The 26993-nt window shown below is 46.3% G+C and carries 26 protein-coding genes and 1 rRNA gene; 12 read left to right on the forward strand and 15 right to left on the reverse strand.

What is annotated here, in order from left to right; genetic code table 11:
• The 11 genes from GXO76_15720 to GXO76_15770 all read left to right on the forward strand — a co-directional run.
• Positions 1 to 468 (forward strand): hypothetical protein (locus tag GXO76_15720; GenBank protein NOY79301.1); only part of this gene is annotated, 468 nt, incomplete at its 5' end.
• A gap of 227 nt (positions 469 to 695) precedes the next feature.
• Positions 696 to 1562 carry a sigma-70 family RNA polymerase sigma factor gene (locus tag GXO76_15725; protein NOY79302.1) on the forward strand — a complete coding sequence of 289 codons (867 nt, stop codon included), beginning with the start codon at positions 696 to 698 and terminating at the stop codon, positions 1560 to 1562.
• A gap of 210 nt (positions 1563 to 1772) precedes the next feature.
• Positions 1773 to 2693 (forward strand): M23 family metallopeptidase, encoded by a 921-nt coding sequence (locus GXO76_15730; GenBank protein ID NOY79303.1) that lies wholly within the window; start codon positions 1773 to 1775, stop codon positions 2691 to 2693.
• Positions 2694 to 3005: 312 nt separating this feature from the next.
• The gene (locus tag GXO76_15735; protein ID NOY79304.1) at positions 3006 to 3857 is read left to right on the forward strand and encodes a pantoate--beta-alanine ligase; all 852 of its coding nucleotides are present in this window, start codon (positions 3006 to 3008) and stop codon (positions 3855 to 3857) included.
• 24 nt (positions 3858 to 3881) lie between these two features.
• Positions 3882 to 4625, forward strand: a complete 744-nt coding sequence (locus GXO76_15740) for an NTP transferase domain-containing protein (protein NOY79305.1) — start codon at positions 3882 to 3884, stop codon at positions 4623 to 4625.
• 218 nt (positions 4626 to 4843) lie between these two features.
• Positions 4844 to 5326, forward strand: coding sequence for a hypothetical protein (locus GXO76_15745; GenBank protein ID NOY79306.1), 483 nt, complete (start codon positions 4844 to 4846; stop codon positions 5324 to 5326).
• Between the two features lie 202 nt (positions 5327 to 5528).
• Positions 5529 to 6089 (forward strand): LytR C-terminal domain-containing protein, encoded by a 561-nt coding sequence (locus GXO76_15750; GenBank protein ID NOY79307.1) that lies wholly within the window; start codon positions 5529 to 5531, stop codon positions 6087 to 6089.
• A 10-nt stretch (positions 6090 to 6099) separates the two neighbouring features.
• Entirely contained in the window at positions 6100 to 6483 is a 384-nt protein-coding gene (gene rsfS / locus GXO76_15755; protein ID NOY79308.1) for a ribosome silencing factor, read from the forward strand.
• Positions 6473 to 8125: an arginine--tRNA ligase gene (locus tag GXO76_15760; GenBank protein ID NOY79309.1), complete on the forward strand. Its 1653-nt coding sequence runs from the start codon at positions 6473 to 6475 to the stop codon at positions 8123 to 8125. Before rsfS ends, GXO76_15760 begins: the two co-directional genes overlap by 11 nt.
• 99 nt (positions 8126 to 8224) lie before the next feature.
• A complete protein-coding gene (locus GXO76_15765; protein ID NOY79310.1) occupies positions 8225 to 9127 on the forward strand; it encodes a sugar kinase in 903 nt (300 codons plus the stop codon).
• Positions 9128 to 9130: 3 nt separating this feature from the next.
• A complete protein-coding gene (locus tag GXO76_15770) occupies positions 9131 to 9940 on the forward strand; it encodes an MBL fold metallo-hydrolase (protein NOY79311.1) in 810 nt (269 codons plus the stop codon).
• 14 nt (positions 9941 to 9954) lie between these two features.
• On the opposite strand, the gene tsaA is transcribed toward GXO76_15770, so the two are convergent.
• The 15 genes from tsaA to GXO76_15845 all read right to left on the reverse strand — a co-directional run bounded on the left by tsaA (position 9955) and on the right by GXO76_15845 (position 25403).
• A complete protein-coding gene (tsaA, locus tag GXO76_15775) occupies positions 9955 to 10422 on the reverse strand; it encodes a tRNA (N6-threonylcarbamoyladenosine(37)-N6)-methyltransferase TrmO (GenBank protein NOY79312.1) in 468 nt (155 codons plus the stop codon).
• A gap of 33 nt (positions 10423 to 10455) precedes the next feature.
• Positions 10456 to 11721, reverse strand: a complete 1266-nt coding sequence (locus tag GXO76_15780) for an NAD(P)/FAD-dependent oxidoreductase (GenBank protein NOY79313.1) — start codon at positions 11719 to 11721, stop codon at positions 10456 to 10458.
• Positions 11718 to 12599, reverse strand: a complete 882-nt coding sequence (locus GXO76_15785) for an AAA family ATPase (GenBank protein NOY79314.1) — start codon at positions 12597 to 12599, stop codon at positions 11718 to 11720. Before GXO76_15785 ends, GXO76_15780 begins: the two co-directional genes overlap by 4 nt.
• A 38-nt stretch (positions 12600 to 12637) precedes the next feature.
• Positions 12638 to 14527 carry an anaerobic carbon-monoxide dehydrogenase catalytic subunit gene (cooS, locus tag GXO76_15790; GenBank protein ID NOY79315.1) on the reverse strand — a complete coding sequence of 630 codons (1890 nt, stop codon included), beginning with the start codon at positions 14525 to 14527 and terminating at the stop codon, positions 12638 to 12640.
• A gap of 10 nt (positions 14528 to 14537) precedes the next feature.
• Positions 14538 to 15149 carry a 4Fe-4S dicluster domain-containing protein gene (locus GXO76_15795; GenBank protein ID NOY79316.1) on the reverse strand — a complete coding sequence of 204 codons (612 nt, stop codon included), beginning with the start codon at positions 15147 to 15149 and terminating at the stop codon, positions 14538 to 14540.
• Positions 15150 to 15515: 366 nt separating this feature from the next.
• Positions 15516 to 16229, reverse strand: coding sequence for a hypothetical protein (locus tag GXO76_15800; protein ID NOY79317.1), 714 nt, complete (start codon positions 16227 to 16229; stop codon positions 15516 to 15518).
• Between the two features lie 38 nt (positions 16230 to 16267).
• Positions 16268 to 17041, reverse strand: a complete 774-nt coding sequence (locus GXO76_15805) for an ABC transporter ATP-binding protein (protein NOY79318.1) — start codon at positions 17039 to 17041, stop codon at positions 16268 to 16270.
• Positions 17034 to 18557, reverse strand: a complete 1524-nt coding sequence (gene cbiM, locus GXO76_15810) for a cobalt transporter CbiM (GenBank protein ID NOY79319.1) — start codon at positions 18555 to 18557, stop codon at positions 17034 to 17036. Before cbiM ends, GXO76_15805 begins: the two co-directional genes overlap by 8 nt.
• A 374-nt stretch (positions 18558 to 18931) precedes the next feature.
• Positions 18932 to 20152: a tyrosine--tRNA ligase gene (locus tag GXO76_15815; protein ID NOY79320.1), complete on the reverse strand. Its 1221-nt coding sequence runs from the start codon at positions 20150 to 20152 to the stop codon at positions 18932 to 18934.
• Between the two features lie 89 nt (positions 20153 to 20241).
• Positions 20242 to 20709 (reverse strand): SsrA-binding protein SmpB, encoded by a 468-nt coding sequence (smpB, locus tag GXO76_15820; GenBank protein NOY79321.1) that lies wholly within the window; start codon positions 20707 to 20709, stop codon positions 20242 to 20244.
• Positions 20710 to 20788: 79 nt separating this feature from the next.
• The gene (gene uppP / locus GXO76_15825; protein ID NOY79322.1) at positions 20789 to 21604 is read right to left on the reverse strand and encodes an undecaprenyl-diphosphatase UppP; all 816 of its coding nucleotides are present in this window, start codon (positions 21602 to 21604) and stop codon (positions 20789 to 20791) included.
• Between the two features lie 172 nt (positions 21605 to 21776).
• Positions 21777 to 22349 (reverse strand): porin family protein, encoded by a 573-nt coding sequence (locus tag GXO76_15830; protein NOY79323.1) that lies wholly within the window; start codon positions 22347 to 22349, stop codon positions 21777 to 21779.
• A gap of 253 nt (positions 22350 to 22602) precedes the next feature.
• Positions 22603 to 23718, reverse strand: a complete 1116-nt coding sequence (locus GXO76_15835) for a tetratricopeptide repeat protein (protein ID NOY79324.1) — start codon at positions 23716 to 23718, stop codon at positions 22603 to 22605.
• Positions 23719 to 23888: 170 nt separating this feature from the next.
• Positions 23889 to 24968 carry an S-methyl-5-thioribose-1-phosphate isomerase gene (gene mtnA / locus GXO76_15840; protein NOY79325.1) on the reverse strand — a complete coding sequence of 360 codons (1080 nt, stop codon included), beginning with the start codon at positions 24966 to 24968 and terminating at the stop codon, positions 23889 to 23891.
• 15 nt (positions 24969 to 24983) lie between these two features.
• Positions 24984 to 25403 carry a YjbQ family protein gene (locus tag GXO76_15845; protein ID NOY79326.1) on the reverse strand — a complete coding sequence of 140 codons (420 nt, stop codon included), beginning with the start codon at positions 25401 to 25403 and terminating at the stop codon, positions 24984 to 24986.
• Positions 25404 to 26039: 636 nt separating this feature from the next.
• Here GXO76_15845 and GXO76_15850 point away from each other — a divergent pair.
• Positions 26040 to 26993, forward strand: a 16S ribosomal RNA gene (locus GXO76_15850); the annotation flags it as partial.

Here is a 26993-nt window from a genome sequence, read left to right on the forward strand (position 1 = left end):
ACAACAGATTATTTTGGAAAGATCACTCCAGACCGCCTTAAGATTCAGAATGGAGTCATTTTTTTCAAGGCGGATGGTCGCAAGCGGTGTAAATTGGGAGTACCCCCGCAGCGTGCAAAATCCGTTGCCGGGAGCTATGATGCGGAAAACCACATTTTGACCCTTATTCAATTCAATAAGCCCAAAGGCCCCCAAAAGTACATTAACCAACTCTGGAAGATTCAAAAACACCCCTTTCAAGGCGATGTGATCAATTCCTACAACGACGGTCCTTTGGAAGATGGAAGCCAAATTGGGCCATTTTATGAACTGGAAACCTCATCTCCCGCAGCTTTTCTCTCACCCGGGGAAAGCATCGTTCATATTCATCGCACCTTTCATTTTGTGGGAGACGAATCGCAATTGGATCAGATATCGCAGGCCGTTTTGGGTGTGACGATTCAGCAGATAAAAAAGGCTTTCAAATGACAGGGAAGAGCCGCAAAAATGAGAATTTTGTTAAAAATTTGTAACATTTTCATTGACAAATAAAATTAAATTTTGTATATTAATCTACCAACCCACTACATTTCAATTATGCGAAAAGACAAGCGATCAAAATATTCCTTCCGTTTTATTGGGGCATTAGCATTCGTATGCACGCAAGATCAGAGAGAAAAATCCCTGTAAACATAAACTAATTTTGGAGAAGCGTTTTGGGAAAAAAAATTGTGCATCGAACCGAAAAGTTATACAGCAATGCATTGGAAAAATACCTTCAAGAAATCGGGGAAACCCCCCTTATCAGCCCGGAAGAAGAAGTTGAGTTAGCCCGCCAAATTCATGAAGGGAATCACGAAGCTCTGGAAAAACTCACACGAGCAAATCTCAGGTTTGTTGTCAGTATTGCAAAGCAGTATCAGAATCAGGGTCTCTCTCTGGACGATCTGATTAATGAAGGAAATCTTGGCTTAATAAAAGCAGCCACACGATTTGACGAGACGCGGGGCTTTAAATTTATTTCCTATGCAGTATGGTGGATTCGACAATCGATTCTTCAGGCACTGGCGGAACAGTCACGTGTGGTTCGGCTGCCCTTGAATCGTGTGGGCGCCTTGAATCGGATTGGCAAAGCGTTGTCGCTACTGGAACAAGAATTCGAGCGTGAACCCACTGCAGAGGAAATTGCAGCAGAACTGGACATGAGTATAAATGATGTAAATTATGCACTTCGGATTGGGGGGCGACACCTGTCCCTGGACGCGCCCTTTTATTATGGCGAAGATAAAGACAGCTCATTGCTCGATTTAATTGAAGATCGCACCAGCCATGCTCCGGATGAGGACCTTCTCGAAGAATCTCTTAAAAAGGAATTGGAGCATGTGCTTACCTCGCTTACAAAACGTGAAGCGGAAGTCATTCGTCTCTATTTCGGACTGGGACTGGAACGGCCGCTGACGCTGGAGGAAATAGGCGAACGTTTTCAACTCACGCGTGAAAGGGTTCGTCAGATCAAAGAAAAGGCTATCCATCGATTGCGCCACAGTTCCCGCAGCCGAAAGCTGCGGCATTACCTCGGATAGACCCATGCCTTTTGGGGAATTCTAAGTTACAATAATGTTTTTGATTGTGTCTCATTTTTTACAAAAAATTAATAATTTTGCATTTTTTCCTTGAAAAACAAGGTTTTTTTTTATAAATTGGTACAACTTTTAAATTTGCAAAGCGCGGTGTGGTCGGGGGGAGCACAAATAATAATACTTGTGAATCCCTAATGTATGGCAGGTGAGAGGATGTGGAATTTAAAGCTTTTACTATTTTCAAAGGATCATTCCGAAGCGAAATTCTTTTTATTGACCCCCAAAAAATTAACCCTTTTAGCCTTTTTCCTTTTTATCAGCACATTTGCATTCTCCGCAACGGTTCTGTATCTGGCCACCAATATCTATCATGATTATAAAATAGCCAGTCTGAATCATCAAAATGCCATTCTTGTATCTCAACTGAATACCATGGAACAAAGAATACATGGTTTGAGTGGTAAAATCCGCGAGCTGGAAAAAACCGACGATGACCTGCGAATGCTTGCTGATCTTCCGGAAGTGGATGAAAGCATGCGGGACATCGGTTTTGGGGGCACCGCTGATTATCTGGATTATTCCATTGAAGATTTGCCTGTTGAAATCGGTAAAAAGACAAGCAATCTCCGTCTGGATATCGAAAAGCTGGACCGGCGCCTGCTGATGGAAAAGGAAAGCTTTAATCTCATTCGTAAAAAATTACAGGCCAACCTAAAACTGATTCAACATACCCCCTCAATTCGCCCGGTAACCATTGGGCGTCTGAAAAGTAAATTCGGACGCCGGGCCGATCCCTTTCTTGGAATTATTCGCCACCATGACGGTATTGACATTGCCGCACCGGACGGAACGCCTGTTTATGCCCCGGCCGATGGTGTTGTCATTGCCATTAATAATTCACCGATTGCCAGAAAAGGCTATGGCCGGTACGTTATTATTGACCATGGTTACGGTTACGAAACGCTCTATGGGCACCTGTCAAAAATCAATGTAAGGGTTGGGCAAAAGGTAAAACGCTGGGACAAAATTGCCGAAGTGGGGCATACCGGACGTGCGACGGGAAGCCATCTTCATTACGAAGTGCGCGTGAAACAACGTCCCGTGGATCCCATGGCATTCATCTATAATTGGTAATTTGCTGAAGATGGCGGGGGGAAATAAATTAAAAGTCCAATTACCTCATTCAACCCCATCAAAAAAGGTGGGCAACGCACCCAAATCGTACTCCTCAGCATATTTGAGACGGATTTCTTCCGTCTTTTTTTATTTAAGCCCCGGTTTGGAATCATTAAAAACAGCCATTCGGGCCGGACGACTTTTTTCTCATTGAACCCACCGTGGAAATTTAGCAGGCAGGGTGTCCTTAATAAACGATCCTTCCAAATTGTCTTGATTTATTTTGAAAAAATGTGTATAATGTAATCCGAATTTATGGGAGCTATTTGCATGAAAATAATCCATAGCATTACGGATATGCAAAGGGAATCCGATGCTCTGAGACGCAACGGGCAAATCATCGGATTTGTTCCAACCATGGGCTATTTACACGAGGGGCATCTCAGCCTGTTGCGAATAGCCCGCAAACGTGCGGATGTAACCGTTATGAGCATTTTTGTCAATCCCACTCAATTCGGTCCTAATGAAGACCTGGAACGCTATCCCCGGGATTTTGAGCGGGATGAAAGGTTGGCCCGTGAGGAAGGGTGTGACATCCTTTTTTACCCTTCGGCCGAAGAAATGTACCCGCATCCGTACCGCACATACGTCGAAGTTGAAGAGATTACCCGCGTGCTGTGCGGAAAATCCCGCCCCACGCATTTCCGCGGCGTGACCACCGTAGTAGCCAAGTTGTTTAACATTGTAAAGCCCCATTTTGCGGTTTTTGGTCAGAAAGATGCCCAGCAGGCTATCGTGATCAAACAGATGGTTCGCGACTTGAATTTTGATCTGGAAATTCTCACAGGGCCCATTGTTCGTGAGCCGGACGGCCTGGCCATGAGCTCCAGAAATGTGTATCTTTCTCCGGACGAACGCAAGGATGCCCTTCTTCTCCACGAGTCGCTTACAGAAGCCAGAAGACAGATTGACGCCGGGGAACGGGATGCATTAAAACTCAAAAAAACAATTGAACGCATTTTGCGCCAGGGGAAATCAGTGAAAATAGATTATGTTGAGATTGTGGATACCACAAATCTAAAGCCTGTTGACAAAATTCGCGGTGATGTGCTTATTGCACTGGCCGTTTTTGTGGGAAAAACCCGTCTTATTGATAATATTCAATTGACCGTCTCATCGTGATGTAACTCAACTTTTGAGGGTGGAATGGAAAAATTAGCATGTGTAATTTTGGCTGCGGGACAGGGCAAACGCATGAACCGGAAGGATATTCCCAAGGTCCTGAATACGGTTTTGGGTAAACCGATGGTTCAATATGTTGTGGAATTGGCTCTGAATGTGGGCTCGGAAAAGGTAATTGTTGTTATTGGGCATCAGGGGGAGAAAGTTAAGGAGGCACTGGCTCAGTTTCCCGTTGAGTTTGTCTGGCAGCACGAACAACTGGGAACCGGACATGCCGTTCTGCAGGCGGCTCCATTGCTTCGGCAGTTTGACGGGAATACGCTTGTTTTATACGGGGATGTGCCCCTTTTGAGAGCGGAAACCATTGAAAATCTGCTGGAAACACATCGAAAAACACAGGCCGATTTAACCCTGCTGACGACGGAACTGGACGATTCCACAGGTTATGGCCACATCATTCGTGATAAAAACGGAAAAATTGTCGCCATCGTTGAAGATAAGGATGCCACTCCCGAGCAAAAAGCCATCAAAGAAATTAATCCGGGAATCTATATTTTTAAGACGCATTGGCTGTTGGAATTTCTTCCGAAACTGTCCAATCAAAATGTTCAGGGGGAATACTATTTAACGGACATGGTTGATCTTTTCCAAAAAAACGGACGTCGGATTGAAACCTACACAACGCCCGATTCCCTGGAAATTATGGGGGTGAATACGGTGGAGCATCTTAAATTTGTGGAACGGATTCTTTTGGAGAGAAAGATATAAAAAATATTGATTTTTTCATAAAATTTAATAAATTATGATAGAACTCCTTTCGGTATTAAGCGTTCAATAATCAAACGGTTCGTTTTTTCTCTGGAATTCAAATTTCTGATTTTTTATGGCAAATTGTTCAGGGGGTGCGTGTGACTAAGTCTCTAAATCCACTTTCGGCGGTTTAGATGTAATTTTGACAAAAGGCGTTTCATCGTCAGGAGGCGCTTATGAAACGATTTTTAATTCTTATTCTGGGGGTGTTGTTCGTGATGCCTGTTGCAGGTAAGGCGCAATTAAAAACGAGTCGGCCGGCAATTAGTTTTCAAAAACTGCTGACCTATGGGACGAACCCGATAGGTTTGGTATCCGGTGCTCTTTTTAACCCGGAAAAATTTAGTATGCGCCAGAGTTACAGCGTTATGGTAAGCCGTTTGAACGGACACACCATCAATCAGGCGATGTATTTAAATACGATGCGGTATAAAGTTTCGGAGCCGCTTACGCTTTCTCTGCAGTGGGGCTATTTATTGAATCAGCCGTTTTCAAAGCTTAATAAGTTTCAACCCAATATCCCTGTGCAAAATGGATTGTTCCTGTCAAATGCAAAACTGGAGTACAAATTAGGCGAGCATTCAAAAATCCAGATGGAATTTAACCGATATCCTGGCGGTTATTATTCCCCATTTCTTTATAATGATTGGTCATATTAAGTTATTTTCTTTTCACTCTCCGCGGGAAATCGTAAAAATCAAGGGTTCGGGGCACGCCGTATTGGATCTGTTTTTAGCCGGGAGCGCTGTTTTTTCAGATCAGGTATTTTGGGTTAAATGTTTCAATTCCTGGAAGTGAGCAGAAACGTGTTTTGACCGAGGAATGTCCCTCGGTTATTTTTTGATTGTTTTGAGAGTTTTTATGGTACAGCGAAAATATCGACAATCTTCCAATAAGCATTCAAAATCAAGGTCCGCAGGCGCATACGGAAATTCCGGCGGTTTTTTCTGGAGTTTTGGGATTGGGGTATTGGTCCTTTTGAATATTGTGCTAATCGGCTCTGCGGCCTATAAATTTGCTTTCAAGGAAAAGAAAGTAACGCGCCCCCCTTCAGCAGCGGTGGTTCAAAAAAAGGCTGTTGCGCCTGAGGTCTCCGTCCCTGCAAGCAGGAAAATCCGTGTTGAGCTTTTAAACGGATGCGGTGTTCCTGGGTTGGCCATGTCTTTTTCAAACTATTTGCGGCGAAATGGATTTGATGTTGTGGATACGAAGAATTATTCCAGTTTTAATGTGCGAAATACGCTTGTCATTGATCGGACGTCCAAGAAACTCAAAAATGCCAAACGCGTGGCGCAGGTTTTGGGAATCAAACATGCGTATATCCAGCCCAAAATGAATCCGGATTTGCAGGTGGAAGTCACGGTTATTCTGGGAGCTGATTTTACAAAACTTAAAGGGTTCAACCAAATCGGAAAGGATTAGAATTTCATAAATGACACAAACCACCGGTAGAAACAATCTTTCTTCCCATGAAATTGCCAGGTATATTGCTTCACTTACCCTTTCAAAAAAAGCAGTCGATGTTAAAATCTTAGATGTTCGCAATCTAACCTCCGTTACAGACTTTTTTGTAATTTGTTCGGGGGACTCGGACATGCAAATTAAGGCCATCTCAGAAGAGATTTTAGAAAAATTAAAAGAGATCAACATTCGCCCCTGGCACAAGGAGGGTGTCACAAATCTTCAGTGGGTTTTGCTGGATTACATTGATGTTGTGGTACATATTTTCCGGAAAGAGGTGCGGGGATTTTATGGGCTGGAATCCCTTTGGGGAGATGCAAAAATTGAAGAGGTGAAGGAAACTGATGACCGTTGAAGCGTACGTACGCCGCTCTTTGCAGAAGCAATTGGAGAGGCTTTCCGTTACACCGGATACCGTTAAGATCGAATTTGAAACTCCCAGGGACACGCGTTTCGGGGATCTTGCTACCAACGTGGCCATGCTTTTGGCCCGGGCACTTCAGAAAAACCCGAGGGAAATTGCCCGGCAATTGATTGAGGATGTAAATTGGGATTCGTCATTTATTGAATCGGTGAATATTGCCGGTCCCGGGTTTATTAATTTTGTGGTGAGTAAAACCTATTTGCAGGGATATTTAAAGGAGATTCTCAATCAGGGGGAAGCCGATTTTGGAAAGAGCCGTGCCGGGGCAGGGAAAAAGATTCAGATTGAATTTGTGAGTGCGAATCCCACCGGTCCTCTGAATGTGGTCAGTGCGCGGGCCGCCTCTGTCGGTGACACAATGGTCAACATCATGACGCACGTGGGGTACGAGGCAAAACGGGAATATTATGTCAACGATGCCGGACGGCAGGTGCGTTTACTGGGGGCTTCTGTCAGCAGCCGCTACTGCCACCTTCTGGGGGTGGAAGAACCCTTTCCGGAAGAGGGTTACCACGGCAATTATGTAACCGATCTGGCAAAGGAAATCATTAGCAAATACGGCGACCGCTTTCTCGGCCTTTCCCGCGAGGAACGGGTGGACAGACTAAAAACCATTGCTCTTGAAATGATTTTGGCGGATCAGAAAAAGGTGCTGGAAGATTTTCGCGTCCGCTTTGATCGCTTTTTCCACGAAAGCGACCTTCGGAAAAGCGGTGCCGAGCAAGAAGTTCTCTCCATTTTGAAGGAAAAAAGCCTCACTTACGAGAAGGAAGGAGCCCTCTGGTTTAAAGCCTCTCAATTTGGGGACGAGAAGGACCGTGTACTCATCACCCAAAAAGGTGAACCAACCTATTTTTTCATTGATGTGGCCTATCACAAGAATAAATTTAATCGGGGATTTGAAAAGGTGATCGATTTGCTGGGACCGGATCATCACGGTTACATCCCCCGGATGCGGGCGGCACTTTTGGCGCTGGGTTTTCCGGAGGACGCGTTTGATGTGAAGATCATTCAGCAGGTCAATCTGTTTCGGGGCGGTGAGGTGGTAAAAATGTCCAAGCGGGCCGGCCAAATTGTGACCATGCGGGAGCTGGTGGATGAGGTCGGGGTGGATGCCGCGCGCTTTTTCTTTCTGATGCGCCGGATTTCAACTCCCCTCGATTTTGACATTGACCTGGCCAAAAAGCAGACGGATGAAAACCCCGTTTACTACGTGCAATATGCCCATGCCCGCATCGCCAATATTTTGCGGTATGGCCGAGAACAGGGCATTTCTTACAACCCCGACTGCGATCTTTCACTTTTGGTGGAACCGGAAGAAATGGCGTTGATCAAAAAAATGCGGGATTTTCCTGATTTACTGGTCCGGATTGTCCGCAATTTTGAGCCAAACAGCTTAACACAATACCTGCAGGAACTGGCAGAGGTGTTTCACCGGTTTTACCACGACCACCGGGTGATTTCTGAAGACAAACCTCTGTCCGAAGCCCGAATTGCCCTGAGCCGTGCAGTGAAAATTGTTTTGGCCATTGGGTTGAAATTAATGGGCATTTCTGCGCCGGAGAAGATGTGAGGGTAGTTAATCAGTAAGAATAGTTCCCAAAAAGGAAAATACCCGCACATTTCAGATAATTTTTAGGATGGTTGAATTTCTAATTGAGGAAAAGGTTTTATGGATTCGGTTCTGGTAGTGGGGTCCGTTGCGTACGATTCAGTGGAAACACCGGTGAAAAAAGTCGAAAATTCCCTTGGAGGGTCTGCCATTTACTTCAGTGCGGCTGCGAGCCTCTTTGCTCCGGTTAAGGTGGTAGGGGTTGTGGGAGACGATTTTAACTGGGACGACATTGCTTTTCTTAAAGAAAAGAACGTTGATTTTGAGGGCATGCAGCAGGTGCCCGGAAAAACCTTCCGGTGGGGGGGCCGCTACAAACAGGACATGAATTACCGGGAAACGCTTTACACGGACCTTAATGTTTTCGAGACCTTTGACCCCCACATTCCCGACGACTACAAAAAGACGCCTTTTCTTTTTTTGGCGAATATTCAACCGGAATTGCAGCAGTGTGTACTGGCGCAGATGGAACGGCCGCGCTTTACGATGCTGGACACCATGAATTTCTGGATTGAAGGCCGTTACGAGGCACTCATCGAGACCATAAAAAGGGTGGATGGAATTGTCATTAATGAAGAAGAGGCCTTGGATCTGGTTCACGAAACCAATTTGATTCGCGCGATGAGAAAAATTACGGCTCTCGGACCGCGTGTGATCATTGTTAAAAAGGGGGAACACGGTGCGATCCTGTCTGTGAATAATTCTTATTTTTTTGCTCCGGCGTATCCGATCGAAAATGTGGTGGATCCGACAGGCGCCGGCGATTCGTTTGCGGGTGGATTCATGGGGTACCTGACCCAGCAGGGGGATGTAACGGAAGTTAATCTCCGAAAAGCGGTAATTTACGGCAGTGCCGTGGCCTCTTTTTGCGTAGAAGGTTTCAGTGTAAGCCGCCTGCGAGAGCTGAGTCGAAACGAATTGGATGAGCGGGTAGCCGCATTCAAAAAGCTGGTGGAATTTTAGGGGGTGAGCGGGCGAACAGTGAACCTGATTAAATTTCTGGGAACCGGCGGAGCGCGCTTTGTCGTTGCCCGGCAATTAAGGCGGTCGGCAGGCGTATGGTACGACCTAAATGGGGTAAAAATATTAATGGACCCTGGTCCGGGGAGTTTGGTTGCATTGGCCAAAAGTCGTCCTCGGCTGGATCCGATGGAACTGGATGCCCTTTTGCTGACCCACCGCCATATCGACCATTCCAACGACATCAATATTTTAATTGAGGCCATGACCAACGGGGGAAAAGAGAAGCGCGGACGGGTGTTTGCGCCGCACGATTGCTTGGAAAATGATCCCGTCATTTTGCGCTATGTGCGTGCGTTTCCGAAAGAAATTCACATTCTTCAGGAAAACACGATTTACGAGGTGAATGGCGGCTTGCGTTTTCGCACGTCGGTTCGCCACGAACATCCTGTGGAGACGTACGGCATTCATTTCCTCTTGCCGGAAGGCCAAATTTCGCACATGATTGACACGGCCTTTTTTGAGGGGCTTTTGGAGGATTACAAGGACGCCCGCATTCTGATTTTGCACGTGGTGCGCTACGAAGACCGGGGAGATCGGGCTCGTGGCATTTACCATTTGAATCTGGACAACGCCCGCGAGATTATTGCCGCCCTTCGCCCGCAATTGACGATTCTCACCCATTTTGGCATGACGATGCTCCAGAAAAAGCCCTGGGTTCTGGCGCAGCAGCTTTCCGATGAAATCGGCGTGGACGTGCGGGCTGCCTCTGACGGCATGACCGTGACGGTCCCGGACTATTTGAAATCAGAATGAATAAAAAGTCAATCCTAACCTTCCTGCCAATGATACCAGGCGGCTGTTTGGACGTTTGCGGGCCGGTCAAATCCGGGAACATAGGGCTTAATATCCAACACCGGTGTGCCGTCAATGGCATCCAGTCCTTCCACGACCAGCCGGTTTTTTGATATTCTCAAAATTTTGACCAAACGCAAGCCTATCGGATTGGGACGATACTGACTTCGAGACGCAAAAACGCCCACTGATTGCAGATTTTTTATCGATAGTGGCGCCGGGTAGGTTTTCAGCTCCATTTTGGTCACTTTATGGATATGAAATAAAACAAATGCATGTGAGAAACGCTGTAATCCTTCCAGACCGATCTTGAATTTTGGGTCCAGGATGATTTCTGAAACGGTGGGACATTTTAACCCCAGTTCACAGGCAAACTCCAGCTCTCCAGGTTCCTTGAAGTCACACCTGACCCTGCCAATTGGCTTGAACGTAATCTCTTCCATTTTAAATCCCTTATTGCATTTGGAGGACATGTATCAGAAAAAGTACTGTCCGAAGCTGTTCATAAAATGTTTGGCCTGATTGTATTTTTTTGCAACCAGTGCGTCTTTAATTCGGCTCACATCTTTCCTCTGGGTCATAAGCGTGTGCAGCAGGCCGCTGCCTTCTTTGTCCCCCACCAATTCAAACCGGAGGATTTTGCCGTCTTTCAGGCCGATTTTTCGGATCACGTTTTCCTTGCGGTAGAATAATTCTTCGTCGGCTTTTTCCTCGGCAATCATGGCACCTTCGCTAATCATGGGGAGATTGAAGTGATAGAGACTGTTCATATTCAACCCGCCTTCGTAAGACACGCGCTCACCCAGGATGTTGAAAGCGATGGTTTTACCCTGTTTTACGGCCTCCGGATAAATGGCGTGCGGATAGGCATTTCCCGTAATTAAATCCGGCACTTCGGCCACGTCGCCGCCGGCAAAAATAGTGTCATAATTCGTTTTCAAATAAGCATTAACCCGAATGCCTTTTTGTGTTTGAATACCGCTTCCTGCCAAAAATGAGATGTTGGGTTTAATGCCGGTTGCCGCAATAAACAGATTTCCCTTGATAAGTGTTCCGTCTGAAAGCAGCAATTCTTCGGCCGTTTCTTTACCCTTGAGTAAATCCCCCTTGTGATTCAGCAGGAGTTCGATTCCCATATCCTGAACAACCGATTCCAGGGGTACGGCAATATCCTTTGTGATCATGCGGGGCAGAATGCGATCCATCATTTCGACAACCAGAACCGAAAGGCCGATTCGCCGGAGCGTGATGGCAATCTCCATCCCGATGAATCCGGCGCCGATGATGACGGCCTTGTCGGCGCCTTTATCCACCTCGTTCAGTAATTTTGAAACCGCCGTAAGCGATTTGAAATTGTAATATTTTTCCTTGCCTTTTTCTGCCGGACATTCGCATTTTATGGGAATCCACATTTCGCTGCCGGATGCAATGACCAGGTAGTTGTACTCCAAAAAAGTGCCGTCAGTCAGAACGACGCGTTTGCGCTTCGGCTCCACTTTCCCGACTTCTGCCGATGTCTTGCAGTCGATGTCAAAATCCTTGCAAAAGTCCTTTCCTTTCCAGAAGATCAAATCACTTGTGCCGCGTGTTTCCAGGTAGTTCGCCATCAGAGGGGGAGAATAGGGCGGAAAGGGTTCTTTTGAAAGCATGGTTATTCTTTCCCGATAGCCGAATTTACGCAGCGTCTCGGCCGTGCTGACGCCCGCCGGCCCCGTTCCGATAATTAAAACACCATGGTTCATTCTTTCTCTCCGTAGGTTTTTAGCTTGTCAGCCATCTGGGACACTTCGCGGATATAGCGAGAATCTCCCTGCAGCAGCGGTGTTACATCCGGCTCTGTTTTTAGGATTTCATCTTCGAAGGGGAGAATAAACAGTTCGTCGTACTGCTTGAGGCTTTCTCCTGCCATCTTTTTAAATCTCTCAAGGTCGTCATCATGGCGGATTTTATTGACGGCCAGATGGACATAGGGGATGCCAAGCTGCCGGGATAATTTAGCCGCATTCTGTGCCACCTGGTAAGCGTTAAACGTGGGTTCGGTAATAATGACGGCCTGTGTAAATCCCCGGGCCAGCGCCCGGCCGAAGTGTTCCACACCCGCCTGAGTATCCATCAAAATTACTTCACCTTCCCGCAGGCTGATGTAGCTCATTACAGCTTCCAGCAAAGCATTTTCCGGGCAAAGGCAGCCGGTGGCCGCCTGAATGACGCTTCCCATTACCAGAAGATTGATGCCGTCCTTTGTTTTCAGGCCGAAACGTTCCACCACATCGGTTACATCCGGGTTCAGGGTCAGCATCACGCCCCAGCCCTCGCCGGGCCTGGCTCCGGTTTTCTCCTCGATGTAATCCAGATTGCGGGAAGCCGGGGTAATGTCCCTGTCCGGTGGAAAGCCGAGCGAGTAGGGAAGGTTCACCTGGGGGTCTTCATCCACCGCAAGCACATTGTAACCCTCCCGCGCAAGCAGCTTGGACAAAAGAGCGGTCAGGGTGGTTTTACCGGCGCCTCCTTTCCCGGTAATAACCACCCGAAACCCTTTTTCCGATTTTGATTCTTTTGTTCGCAGTTTTTCAGCAACGTCAAATATCTTCTGCCGCCTTTGTTTATTCACATCTTCCATAAACTGTTCCCTTCACGTTGTTTTGCGGAAAAACCGGATTAAATGCCTAATGCCTTTCGTTTCTTCTCAATATGAGCCGCCATCAATTCAGCCTGCCTGACGGGATCCGGTTCAACGGCGAATTTACCGCCAACCACGCCTTCCACCCCTTCGGTCAGAAGTTGGACCACGTTGGGGCTTCCGAAAATTTTTGGCGGCAAGCCCAGCACGGTGTAAACGCCGGAGGCCACGAAATAGGCACCAATCGAGATGGCCTTCTGGGAATACCATTCCGGAGCTGCGCCCGCTATGGGAAGGTCCGCAATGCCCACATTCAGGGCTTTGGCCAGTTTCGCTGCAATAACCAGGATTCTGGAGCAGTCGACACAGGAACCCATATGCAGCACCGGCGGAATACCCAGTGACTGGGCGACTTCTTTGAGTCCGTCTCCGGCCAGTTCAGCCGCTTCCGGCACCAGTAAGCCGGCTTTCCCGGAGGCAATGGCCGCACAGCCGGTTTCCAAAACCAGGATGTTTCGTTTAATCAGCTCCTTGGTCAGTACAATGTGATTGTAATCCTGTTTGATTTTGGGATTGTTACAGCCGACGATCCCGGCTGCCCCTCTGATTTTCCCTGATGCAATGACGTCAATCAGGGGCTGAAGCGTACCGCCCAGCGCCGATGTAATCGCCTCAACCGAAAAACCCGCCATGAGTTTCATGGGATTGTTCGGAATTTTTACCCGATCCGGATTCCGGTTCGGAAAATTCTCAACGGCTAATTTCACAATTTCTTTCGCGGTGTCGAAAGCGTTTCCCGGGTGAAATTCTTTATGGATGGCTCCGGGGAATTTGGCCTTTTCGGACGTGGAAACGACCTTTGTGTGGTAGCAGCCGGCTGTTTTTGTGATGGATGGGAAAATGCATTGGTAATCGATAAGCATCACCTCCACCGCTCCGGTGGCAATAGCCAGCTCCTGGTTCAGCATATTCCCGGCAATGGGAACGCCTTGCCGCATTAGAACTTCATTTCCGGTGCAGCACATCCCCACCAGATTGATTCCCTTAGCACCCATCTTTTTGGCATAATCCACCAGGTCCTTTTCCCGTGAGGCTTTTACAACCATTTCGGACAGCACCGGATTGTGCCCGTGAAGCACAATATTAACCATGTCCGGTTTCAATACGCCAAGATTGACATAGGAGGATACGGGTTTGGGGGTTCCAAAGAGCACGTCGGAAATGTCCGTTGCCATCATCGATCCGCCCCAGCCGTCGGAGAGAGAGGTTCGCAGGGCGTGGAGCAGAATGTTCACGTAATCGGAATCGACCCCCATGTGGACCCGGTGTGCCGCTTCAACAATTTCCCTGTCGACGCTTCTGGGAACAATACCCGCCTTTTTCCAGGTTTCTTTTGTTTTTTCCGGCGGTCTGGATTCCGCAAATTGAATGGAATTTTTTACCGTTCCAAACTCTTCAAAGATGGCCAGAGCCACTTCCTTCGCAACCGCTTCTTTCGATTTTCCCTTGGTATCGATTCCGTATTCGTCGGCAATGGCATTTAATTTGGTTTCGTCCAGAATTTTGTAGCCCTGAGATTTTCCCTCGGCGGTCTCAAGAAATACTTCAACCACTTCTCTTCCGTGATCTGAATGGGATGCCGCACCTACCAGAAGATCGTCCAATAGATTTCTGGCGGCAATTAAATCCACATCGGCTCCGCAGACGCCGCGCGTAGGACCGGCATCATCAAAGGGCGAAATCCGGCAGGGACCCATGGCGCATCGGTTACAGCACATTCCCAACTGGCCGAATCCGCATTGGGGCTGCTGTGCTTCAAGCCGATCCCAAACGGTTTCTATGCCTTCTTCAATCGCTTTTTCAAGAACAACCTTTGCGGCTTCATCGGTAGTTCTTGCATTTACAATGATTTCTATTTTCTTGTCCATAATGTCCTCCTTAACCCAATGTTCCAAATTGGGAGACTTTTGCCATGATATCTCTAAATGCTTCGATGTTGGGGGGCAGGGAAGGGGCTTCTTCTCCCTTCAAAGCCAGGGTTGTTCGTACTGTAAAGTCCTTTCGAGACGATCGAATAATAGTGTTCGCATCTCCGAATTCAAGGGCACCTGTTTTACAGGCCTCAACACAGGCGGGAATGTTTCCTGCTTGTTGTCTGTCAATGCAATGATCGCATTTGGTGTTAACTTCGTGATCCAATTGAATGCTCCAGACCTTATTAAATGAAATAATATCAAAGGGACAGACCATGGCACACATGGCACATCCGATGCAGGTGCTGTAATTCACGAGTACGGAGCCGGTTTCAACATCTCTGTGCAGAGCCCCTGTGGGGCAAACTTGCATGCACGGTGCGGGGTCGCAGTGACGACAGCGGTTGGGGAAGGTCATGAAATCGATACCCAGTTCCACATGTATTCTCGGCTTTGAACGGGGGGTCTCAAACAGCATTCCAAAGAGGTCCTGGGATTTGGAGTGTTCAATGGCGCAGGCCATTTCGCAGTGTCGGCATCCGATACAACGCTCTGGATGGACAAAGACAGTTTTCATAACACAATCACCTCCTTTTTGATTTATTCTTTACCGCAAAAAAACCGCCAAACAAATGGGGGCACAGAACAACGCTTCCCAAAAATGCTTCAATTCTGGGGCCGTTGGAGGTTTTTCTGAAATTATTTCTTGCCAAATAAAGCGTGGCAAATGGGATGAATAACCATTTATTAAAATAAACGATTAAAGCAATGCTGGATGATTGTGTTATTTTTTCAAAAAGCCCGTATGGGGAAAAGGCCTGTTATTCACTATTTTAATAATGTTGGGGTCAATAGTCAAATAGTTTTTGATAAATGGTAAAAATCCGTTGATAATCGGTCAAGGAACAGAGACAGGCGCAGAGGATTTTGGCTCAAACGGCGTTTACACAGATCTTTTATGCTTTTTATGAAAGGCCAATAAGGCCTTCAGATCATTCATTTTGCGCTTGGCAATTGGGATAGATTTTATGGATTCACGGTCAAAAATAATGATGTTTTTTGTGGAACTGATATGCTTTATTTCCCGGATATGTTCCAGGTTTACAATAAAGCTTTTGTGAACCCGCATCAGTTCGGTACCGCTGTACCGGTGAAGAATCTCCTTCAAGGTCAGATGCAAATAATAGGATTTGTGATCCGTAACAAGTTTGCAATAATTCCCATCGGATTGGATATAATAAATAGAAGAGGCATCCAGAAACACAATGGATCCCTTATGAAAAATGGGAAATTTTCTGATATTAAGAACACCATTTTCCGGGTTTATATGAGCTTCTGTTTGATCGGAGACATCAATAAAGGTCATTGAGTATAAATTTTCGGCATTTGTGTCGGCCATGTGAATTTTACAAAAATTAATCATAAGGACCTTGTTCAGGACATCGATAATCATGGCAACCGGGAGATCCTGCTGATTTTCCTGGATTTTTGCGATGAGATATTTGATTTTTCGCCGGCTGGAAGAAGAGTGATAATCAAAAACGCGTTTTCCCATCCTCGAGGAATCCATTTTTAATATCTTTTGGGCATAACGATTCATGCCGACAACCCTGTAATCCGAGGATAAAATGATTGTGCCGATGTCAAGAGAATCCATTTTAAGGCCTTTAATGCTTTGTCCAAAAAAACATGGGTTTAGTCCCAATCATGCAAATGAAAATGCTTGTGGGTAAGATGATCGTGCATGTGAACATGGCTGTGAACCAGATTGGCTGCCATTAATTTTTCGGTATTGTGCAAAAAGGTGTCCAGTTTGCCGTCAAAAATGAGCTCGTGGTCTTGACTTAAAACCAGTACCCGGTCGCCCATTTCCTGCGAAAGGCTCAGATTGTGAGTGGCCACGAGAGTCGTCAGATTTACTTCGGATAAAAAATCAATGAGCCAGCCGGTTGTCATGGGATCCAGATTGGAGGTAGGTTCATCCAATAATAACACCTTCGGTTCAAGGGCCAGGAGGGCTGCGATACAGACCTTCTGTTTCTCGCCGCTGCTCAGTGTGAAAGGGGGCTTTTTCAAGTGGGGGGTTATCTTGAGTTTGTCCGCCCAATAGCCTACTCTTTCATCTATATGATTTTTGCCCAGCTGTTTCAGGCCAAATGCAATTTCATCATAAACCGTGGGATTGAAGATCATCACATCCGGATTCTGAAACAGGAGTACGACATCGGAGCGAAACCGGCGGTGAAGTGTTTTATTCTTAAAGGCCTTCTGGGTGATTTTATGTCCCCGGTAAAAATACGACCCTTTTTGGGGATCAATCAGTCCGTCAATGAGTTTGAGAAGGGTCGATTTGCCGCTTCCGTTGACACCCAACAGAACAAGCCGTTCCCCTTCCTTAATGTCGAATGAAATATTCCTAAGTACGGGTTGTGCATCATAAGAATAGAAAATGTCCGTCAGTTTAATCATTCAAGAAACCTCTCGATTGCATGGCCTGGAAAATTTCTTTGGAATTATTCAGGGATTTATTCATAAAGAAAAAGGCGGTCGATGAGATAAATGCGTAGATATCCCTTCGCTTCAGTTTTTCAATCATCCTGCTTTTCAGGGATAGACGAAAATCATTAAAAATCCTTCGAAAGGATAAAATCTGTCCGTAAGAGATTGTGAGCAGATACGTGAGAGTGCTTGAAAACGAAAACACCGCGAAAAGATTGACCTTGCTCATAAAAAGAATGGTCAAATAGGTGAGGGTAAAGGTTCGGAGATTAATGAGCAGAATGAAATCGATGAAAGAGGTGCGTTGGATCGAGGCATAAAGAATATAAAATACCGTCACGATGGAATTGAAAAAGAGAACAATCAGAAAGGCCCGCTTAAAATGGCGGGGAAATTGGCGGTAGGAGAGCAGGAAGAGAAACAAAAGTACGGCAAGGATGATGTAGAGAGTGGACGTTAAGGTCAGGAATAGAATGCCGGTTACATACAGCAGTGCAAGTATCTGGTGGGTCGATTTTTCGTGGCGGCCGAAATGCCTGAATAAAATGGCTGTAAGGATAAAAATTAAGCCCATTCCAATTAGAGCAGAAAGGTAATAGGAACCCACAGGATTCAGGCTCTTAAGGCTGTAATCGCTGACCGGAGCCGTGTAAATTTCTGAAAATTTCCGCATTCCTTCAGGAATAAATCCAAGGATGCGGGCATAGGTATCGGACGTCCATTCTCCCCATGCCGGATAACGCGTAAGAAGACCCAGAGGGACCAGCAGAAACAAGGCAGAGAGAAAAATGCCCAAAATAGCCAGGTCGCGTTTTCGGAATGTTTGCATGCGGCTGGATAGAAACCGGGGGTCCATTTTTTGGATAAAACCCAGAGTCAGAGTGGTGAAAATACCTTCAACAACCCCGAAGAATAAAATATGTGATCCAACCATTGCCGGAATTGTTATGGTCAGACCAAATGGGAAAAACAGCGGATGTCCATTGCTGCCCGTGGCAATAAGCGGTTGAATTCCGAGAAAAATAGAAGATGAAAGTGCAGCCATCACGATGCTGGTCCAACCCGCCCAAAAAGCGGACGTTGAATTTTTAAAGTGATTCTTCAAAAAAGAATAAACGGCCGAAGCTGTAAAAGAGGCCACAAATCCCATGCTGAAAGCATTGACCGGGAAGGAGGTAATACCTCCATCGCCAAACACAAGGGCTTGAATAAACAGAACGATGCTGAGTGAAAGAAATCCGGCCCACGGGCCAAATAAAATAGCAATTACTGCGGCTCCAATGGCGTGTCCGCTTGTGCCCCCCGGAATGGGGATGTTAAACATCATGATAACGAATGAGAGCGCTGTCAACGAGGAAAGAAACGGCATGGTTTCACGGGTCACGTTCCTTTTGACTTTTTTGTAGGCATACAAGGCCAAAGGGACAAAACCCAAAGCAGCGGGAATATAGGTTTCCGGCGATAAATATCCGTCAGGAATGTGCATGACCATCCTTTTTTATGGTCAATATTTACGTTGTCTTGGAGCTGAAGCCATTCAAGAATGCTATTGACTGCGCCTTTCGATCAATTAAAATCACGTGAGCACAATTTATGGTATTCACAGTGCTTAAAGTGAACTCAGAATTATTTAAAAAACTACCGGTGATGCACTAATGTAGAAAATTATGGTCTGGTTTGTCAAGTAAAAATTTGTGTCGTAGCGGGGAATCCATTCAAAGAATGGGAAGATTGTATTGTATTTTCTTGTTTTTCGCGTGAGTGCGTGCTATTAAAAAATAGGCCCAAGTCCAAATAATTCTCATTTTACAATACGCGGCCCCGGCAAGCCCCCCAAAAGCGGCCGGTCGAAAAGGAGTTTTATTCTACAATCTTCACCTTTAAAAACCGTCGTTTGCCGACCTTTAGAACAAAATCTTTTTCCGGTTGGATTTCCAGATTGGTATCGGTGATTTTTTGTCCATCAATACTCACGGCTCCCTGTTGAATAAGCCGCCGGGCCTCGGCGTTGGTTTTCACCAATCCGGCGGAGGCCATCAGGCGCACAATCCAGATTTTGCCCTCTGATTTCTTCAGCACAAACTCGGGCATATCGTCAGGAAGCTGTTTCTGGCTGAAGACCCGTTCAAATTCCTCACGGGCGCTTTTTGCTGCCGTTTCACCGTGGTAAATTTTTACAATTTCGAATGCCAGCTTTGCCTTTAAATCCCTTGGGTTAATACCGGGGTCTTCCAATTGTTTTTTGATCTGCTCAAGTTCTTCGTTGGGAACGTCTGTCGCCAATTCAAAATAGGTGTAGATCAGGTTATCGGGGATGGACATGGTTTTGCCGAACATGTCGTTGGGGGGCTCGTTAATCCCGATGTAGTTTCCCAGGCTTTTACTCATTTTTTCAGTGCCGTCCAGGCCCACCAGCAGGGGCATGGTGAGGATTACCTGCGGCTCCAGGCCGTACTCGCTCATGATGTCCCGACCCACCAGCAGGTTAAATTTCTGGTCGGTGCCTCCCAGCTCCACATCGGCTTTCAGAGCGACGGAATCGTAGGCCTGCACCAGCGGGTAAAGAAATTCCATAATGGAGATCGGCTTGCCGGCTTTCATCCGTTTTTTAAAATCGTCGCGTTCCAGCATCCGGGCAACGGTGTATTTGGATGTCAGAACCAGCACATCTTCAAACATCAATTTGCCGTGCCAGCGACTGTTAAAATCGATAAGGGTCTTTTCGGGATCGAGCACCTTAAAGATTTGTTCTTTGTAGGTTTCGGCATTTTTAAGCACATCTTCCTTTGTCATGTGCTTGCGCATTTCATTGCGGCCGGAGGGGTCACCAATCATGCCGGTAAAATCGCCGATCAGGAAAATGACCTGGTGTCCCAATTGCTGGAATTGGCGTAATTTTCGGATGCTCACCATGTGTCCCAGATGAATGTCCGGCGCCGTGGGGTCAAATCCTTCTTTAATGCGCAGCGGCTTGTTTTCCTTAATGGAGCGCTCCAATTTTTTTACCAGTTCTTCTTCAGGAATAATTTCATCGGTACCCCGACGAATCAAATCCATCTGTTCATTCACGCTTGGAAACATTCAACCTCCGGTTAAAAATTAAATCTTATTAAGAAATATTTTTACCAAATCAATCAACAAACCCAACAACACAAAGAACCCAACAAACCCTAGTACTTCACCTTCTGCTTTATTTCCCGCTTCATTTCCCGTTCCATATCGCGTTTGGCAATGTCTTTCCGCTTGTCGTAGGTGTGTTTTCCTTTGACCAATCCCAGTTCCACCTTGGCGCGTCCGCGCTTAAAGTAGATTTTAAGGGGGACCAGCGTCAGTCCTTTTTCTTTGATCTTGCCGGTCAGCTTGTCGATTTCGGCACGGTGCAGCAGTAGTTTTCGGGTGCGTGTCGGCTCGTGATTAAAGGCCGTCCCGTGTGAATACGGGCTGATGTGCATATTCAGCAGGAACACTTCACCGTTCTTAACCGTTGCGTAGCTATCTTTAAGATTGCACTTGCCTTCCCGCAGCGACTTTACTTCTGTTCCAACCAGCTCAATACCTGCCTCATGGGTTTCCAGAATGTGGTAATCGTGATAGGCTTTTCGGTTTGTTGTTACAATTTTTATGGAGTCATTTCCCATTTGAAGCAGACACCCATTTAAAAGATTCGAATTATTTCCCACCAAATTTTCCGACTAATCATAAAAGATGGGTTTGAAATTACATAAAATAGATCAATCCAAAAAGACCCAGTGCAAAACAGTAAACGGCAAACCAGCTAAATTTTCCCCGCTTAACGAGGTCCAACAAGAGAATAATGGCAAAGTAACCCGAAATGAATGAAACGAGTGTGCCGATCCCGAGAGACAAAACCTCGGCGTGAGGAATCGCCGGCCCGGCAAGTAAATCCTTAAGCTTAAGAACAAAGGCTCCGAAAATGGCAGGTACGGCCAATAAAAAGGAAAAACGAGCCGCTTCATTTTTTTCCAATCCCAGCAACATGGCAGCGGAAATGGTTGACCCGGAGCGCGAAATTCCCGGGATAATGGCAAACGCCTGAGCCGAACCAATAAGAATGGAATCGGACGTTGTGGGCGTGCTTCGCCTGGTTTTTCCGAATCGGGAAAGGAGCAAAATCACGCCGGTGATCAAGAGCATAATGGACACAAAGCGGGGTTCGGAAAAAGCGCTCTCAATTGTTTTATCAAACAAAACGCCAATGATTCCTGCGGGAATGGTCCCAATCACCAGAAGGATCAGCAGTCGGAAGCCCTTGTCGGTTTTCCAGAGATGGCCGGTTTGTCCGGGATGGGCGATCCACCGAAGAGCCGCTTGAAACATGGCCACGATGTCTGACCAAAAGGCCACAACCACGGCCAAAAGAGTTCCGAAATGAACAAAAACCTCGAACGTAATGCCCTGTTTTTGAATATGCAAAATGGCTTCTGCCAGCACCAGATGTCCCGAGCTGCTGACGGGCAAAAACTCGGTCAGTCCCTGAATCAGACCCAAAATAATAGATTGTGTGAGTGTCATTGAATCCGTCCCTTTTAAGAATAAATGAATCTAAATATAACGGATTTTGGGGAAAGATTCAAGTTAAAAGATAGTCAATTGCGCCATGACTTGCTTGAAGGCTGGAAACGAATTAATAAAAAAGGCGGGAAGCCTTTTTGTGGGCTGCCCGCCTGAATTTGGAGAAAGGGGACTATTTTAGGCGATAAAGAACACCGGCGTAAATCCCGAGAAAATCCACCCCGTCCGTGTGATAACGAAGTTCGGCATAGGCGGTCATTTTCGGATTAATTGAATATTCGGCACCGCCAAAAATCTGAGCGCCAAAATCCAGATTTGTATTTGATTCACTGTTTTTGATATAAATACTGGCGGGTCCCGTATAATTCCAACTGGACCGGCTAAACACGAAGGCCAAACCCGCACCGGCATAGGGTTTGAAGGGCATATTTTCAAGGTTAAAATAATATTTAGCGCCGCCTCCGAAAACCATCTCTGTCCACTTCCAATCCCAATAGACCCCCTCGGCATATTTCTTGGTCCAGAACTGCGCAAATCCAACCAGATGAAAGTCCTTCATAAAGGTTCCCAGTTCAGCATTCCCAGCCAACGAAATTGTACTGCCAATGCCGCCTGAGGGATTTACAAAACCAATTCCTCCACCTGCAGCATTCAAGCCTATCTGTAAATTGTTCTGCGCCTGCCCCAATGATGAAAAGGATACAAGCAGGGCAATCGCAAAAGCCAACCATCCCATTTTTTTCATGTTGATTCTCCTTGTTTTTTGTTCAGTTGTCTATTATTTATTGTGTTTTTTAGCGTTAAGTATTTGCCAGATATAATGTGTCCTGCCCGAATTTTACGGTGAAGATTCGGTTCCCAATTTAAAAAAGAATCTGACAATGAATTGATACGCAAAAGAGCAGATAATGGAAATATAATTCTGGATCCCATATACAGATGAAAAGCCCCGGCAAATGAAACCATTTGTCAGGGCTTTTTTATGGGAGGGATAAATATTATTTATTCTTTTTCAATTCATCGGCTTTATCGAATGCGGCTTTTCCTTTTTTGCTTTCACCAATCCGGACGTAGGCCACGGCTAAATTGTACCAGGCATTGGGATTGTCCGGCTTGATTTTTACGGCTTTTTCAAGATAAGTAACTGCTTTGGTATATTCAGCCTTTTCCTGATCTTTTAGCTTTTGCAGATCGCTTTTCGAAATTTTCTTACCCGACTCTTCCAATTTTCGGCGTTCTTTGGTAATCTTATCGCCATAGTAAAGGTAGGCATTTCCCAAATTGTAAACCACATCGTAGTCATTGGGGGTCTTTTGAGCCAATTGTTCAAAAATCTTAATGGCATTGGGCCAGTCCTCTTTCTGGAAATAAAGCCGTCCCAGGTTAAACAGAAGATCGGTATCATTCGGATTATTTTTAATGGCCTTCTTGTACATGTCAAAGGCTTTTTGGGAATTTCCCGTCATATCGTAAGCGAGGGCCAGGTATGAAAAGGCGTCCTTATTGTTCGGATCCAACTCAATGGCCTTTTCAAACATCTTAATGGCCTGATCGTATTGCTTTTCGTTGTAGTAAACGGATCCCAGTGTAAAATAGATTTTAGGATCGTCTTTCTTTAGCTCCAGCACCTTTTTGTAGAGCTCTTCAGCCTTCTTGATATTGTTTTTCTTGATGTACGCAAACGCCATGTTCTGGTAGCTTTCAGCGCGGGTGGAATCGATTCGAATGGCGGTTTCAAAACTCTTGATGGCATCGTCATATTTTTTGGCCTTTAGCAAACGAACGCCGCGGTTATAATTTTCACCCCAATATTTTAACCGATAGTTCTGAATATTCTTTTTGTACTTGTCTGTCAGTTTCAGGGACTCGTCAAACTCTTTGTTCATGAGTTCAAACTTACCCAGTTTTGCGTAGGATGCGCCCAACAGATAGTGTGCTTCGGCATTGGATGGATTCTGTTTGACTTCAATTTCCAACTGTTCGATGGCTTTGTCAATGTTATCCTGCTGCAGGTAAACCTTGGCGGACGTAAAGGCCGTACTATTACACCCGGCAAAATAGGCCAACAACACTCCCCCAAGGACTAACAAAACAATGGTTTTTATCTTGTTCATTTGAAACTATCCTCCTTTAAATATTGTAATTTTGTGATTTTTAAATCTAAAAAATATACGATATAATCCCAAAGAAATCAAGATTTATTTTTTGCTCCGTTTTATTTTAGATTTCGATTTCTGGCCTCCTGTGAAAAATGCAAAAATCGAGGCTATCGGTTAAGCCGTGTTCAATTCGTTTTTGGCGGATCGGACGTTGCGGAATTCTGATTCATCATTAATTTTTTTATGGATTCTCCAAATGGGGGGCGCAGCACCCCTTTTTCGGTCACAATTGAAGTAATCAGGGCACTTTCTGTAATGTCGAATGCCGGGTTGTAAACCGAAACATTTTCGGGGGCGGTTAGAACCCCGAATCGGCGGATCACCTCATCCCGATTGCGCTCTTCAATTGGAATGTGGCCGCCGTCCTCAATGGACAAATCGAACGTGCTGGACGGGGCTGCTACGATAAAGGGAATTTTGTGTTTTTCAGCCAAAACGGCCAGATTGTAGGTCCCGATTTTATTGGCCACATCGCCATTTCGGGCAATACGGTCGGCTCCCACGACAATATAATCAATTTTTTTCTGTTTCATAACGAAAGCAGCCATGTTGTCGCAAATTACGGTTACGTCGATCCCGGCCTGTTGCAGCTCCCATGCCGTCAGGCGGGAACCCTGAAGCTGGGGGCGGGTTTCATCGGCGAAAACACGGACGGTTTTGCCGGCCTCCTGTGCGGCGTAAATAATGCCCAGTGCCGTGCCGTAATCGGCCGTAGCCAGTGCGCCTGCATTACAATGGGTAAGGAATGTAATGGATTTTTCTTTAATGAGGGAAAGCCCGTTTTTGCCGATTGCCCGGCACATTTGCCGATCTTCTTCCAGAATGTTCTGTGCCTCCTGCAGAAGTTCGGCGAGACGAACCCGTGGTGGTAAATGGGCAATACGCCGGGCTTTTTGCTCCATGCGGTTAAGCGCCCAGAACAAATTAACGGCGGTTGGCCGGGTTTTTCTTAATTGGAAAACAGCAGAAGAAACCCCTTCCAGAAAATCTTCCGGAGAGGAATTCGCCACCGTTCGTGCCCCCAGATAAACACCAAACGCGGCCGCGATTCCAATGGCGGGGGCTCCCCGAATCTGCATGCTTCGAATGGCATGGGCCATTTCCGTCGGGGATTGAATCCGGCGCTTCAGGATCTTTTCAGGCAAGAGCGTCTGGTCGATCAGGTAAACCGAATCCTCTTTCCATTCAATAGTACGAATTGGCATAGGGCACTTCCTTTCTTACTCACCGATGATGTGAACGATAATTTTCCGATGACGCGGCCGGTTGTCAAAATCAATAAAAATAATTTGCTGCCAGGTACCCAGAACCAATTCCCCTGCGTAAAAGGGAATGTTTAGGGACGGCCCCACAAGAGAGGCCCGAAGATGAGAGTACCCGTTGCCGTCACCCCAGGTGCGATCGTGGTGATAAGACCGATTGGATGGGATAATCTGCTCGAAAAATTCGGGTAAGTCCTGCAGCAAGCCCGGCTCATATTCAATGGTTGTAAGCGCCCCGGTAGACCCGGGCACAAACAGAAGAACCGACCCCTGCCGAAGGCTGGATTGGCCGATTTTTTCACGGACATCCGGGGTAATATCAATAATGTCGGTGTTTCCGCGGGTCTCTTTTGTAATCGTTTCGAAGATAATTTCCATCACTGTTTTCCTCCGGTTTATTTAATGCATGATCCGTAACAGGACGGTTTCCAACCCCGGGTTCAAGAAATGGCCCACAAGACACGGTTTGAGACAAGCGCAGTTCCGGAAACCGATCCATCGTTTTTGGGGAGAAAAATCCGAATTTGGTTCAAACTAAATATATGAAAGAATTCATAAACAAGAAAGAAAAAATCACGGCTTCCGAGAAATGTGTTCCCTTGTGGCGAGAGAGAAGAGGAGAGGGAAACCCTCAAAAAAAATCGTGATCGGGAAGGAAGGTGTTATTCGTGAAATAACAACCAGTAAACAGGTATTCTACGGATGGGGAAGCGAAAAAAGAAGAAGATCGGATGATTTTTTTATAAAAAAATGTTGACAAACTGAAATTCATTTCGTATATTTAATTCGCTTTTAAAAAAGCCGATTGTTCTCTAAAAAAAAGCAAAAAGAATTAAAAAAGACTTGACAAATCATAATTGATTTTGTATATTTAATTCGCTCTGGACGAAAAACGGCAGAGCGCTTTTGTTCTTAGAGAATCAACGAAAAATGTTCATTGACAAACTCGATGTGCGAGTCCTAAAAGATGAGAGAGTTCTTGCGACGCTCAAAAGTATAAAAAAAGAGCCACAATGGAGAGTTTGATCCTGGCTCAGGACGAACGCTGGCGGCGTGCTTTACACATGCAAGTCAAGGAGAAACCTCGAGCTTGCTTGAGGGAGTAAACTGGCGAACGGGTGAGTAACACGTAGGCAACCTGCCTTCAGGACCGGGATAACCAGCCGAAAGGCTGACTAATACCGGATGATGCAGCGGATCCGCCTGGATATGTTGTTAAAGTGGCCTCGACTTGTCGAGGTCATACCTGAAGATGGGCCTGCGTCCCATTAGCTAGTTGGTGAGGTAACGGCTCACCAAGGCGACGATGGGTAGCCGACCTGAGAGGGTGATCGGCCACACTGGCACTGAGACACGGGCCAGACTCCTACGGGAGGCAGCAGTGAGGAATATTGGGCAATGGGCGAAAGCCTGACCCAGCAACGTGAGGGAAGAAGCTCTAAGGAGTGTAAACCTCTTTTAGAAGGGAAGAACGCCTGGTTATCGAATAGATCTCCAGGTTTGACGGTACCTTCAGAAAAAGCCCCGGCCAACTCCGTGCCAGCAGCCGCGGTAACACGGGGGGGGCAAGCGTTGTCCGGAATCACTGGGCGTAAAGGGCGTGCAGGCGGGTAAGTAAGTCGGAGGTGTAATCCTATCGCTTAACGATATGGGCTGCCTTCGATACTACTTATCTTGAGTGTGGGAGGGGGAAGCGGAATTCCCGGTGTAGCGGTGAAATGCGTAGATATCGGGAAGAACACCGGTAGCGAAGGCGGCTTCCTGGCCCACAACTGACGCTAAAGCGCGAAAGCGTGGGGAGCAAACAGGATTAGATACCCTGGTAGTCCACGCCGTAAACGATGGGCACTAGGTGTTGGTCTGCCATTGGTGGATCAGTGCCGAAGCTAACGCATTAAGTGCCCCGCCTGGGGAGTACGGTCGCAAGGCTGAAACTCAAAGGAATTGACGGGGGCCCGCACAAGCGGT

It is taken from the genome of Calditrichota bacterium, from assembly GCA_013151735.1.
Taxonomy (GTDB): Bacteria; Zhuqueibacterota; JdFR-76; order JdFR-76; family BMS3Abin05; genus BMS3Abin05.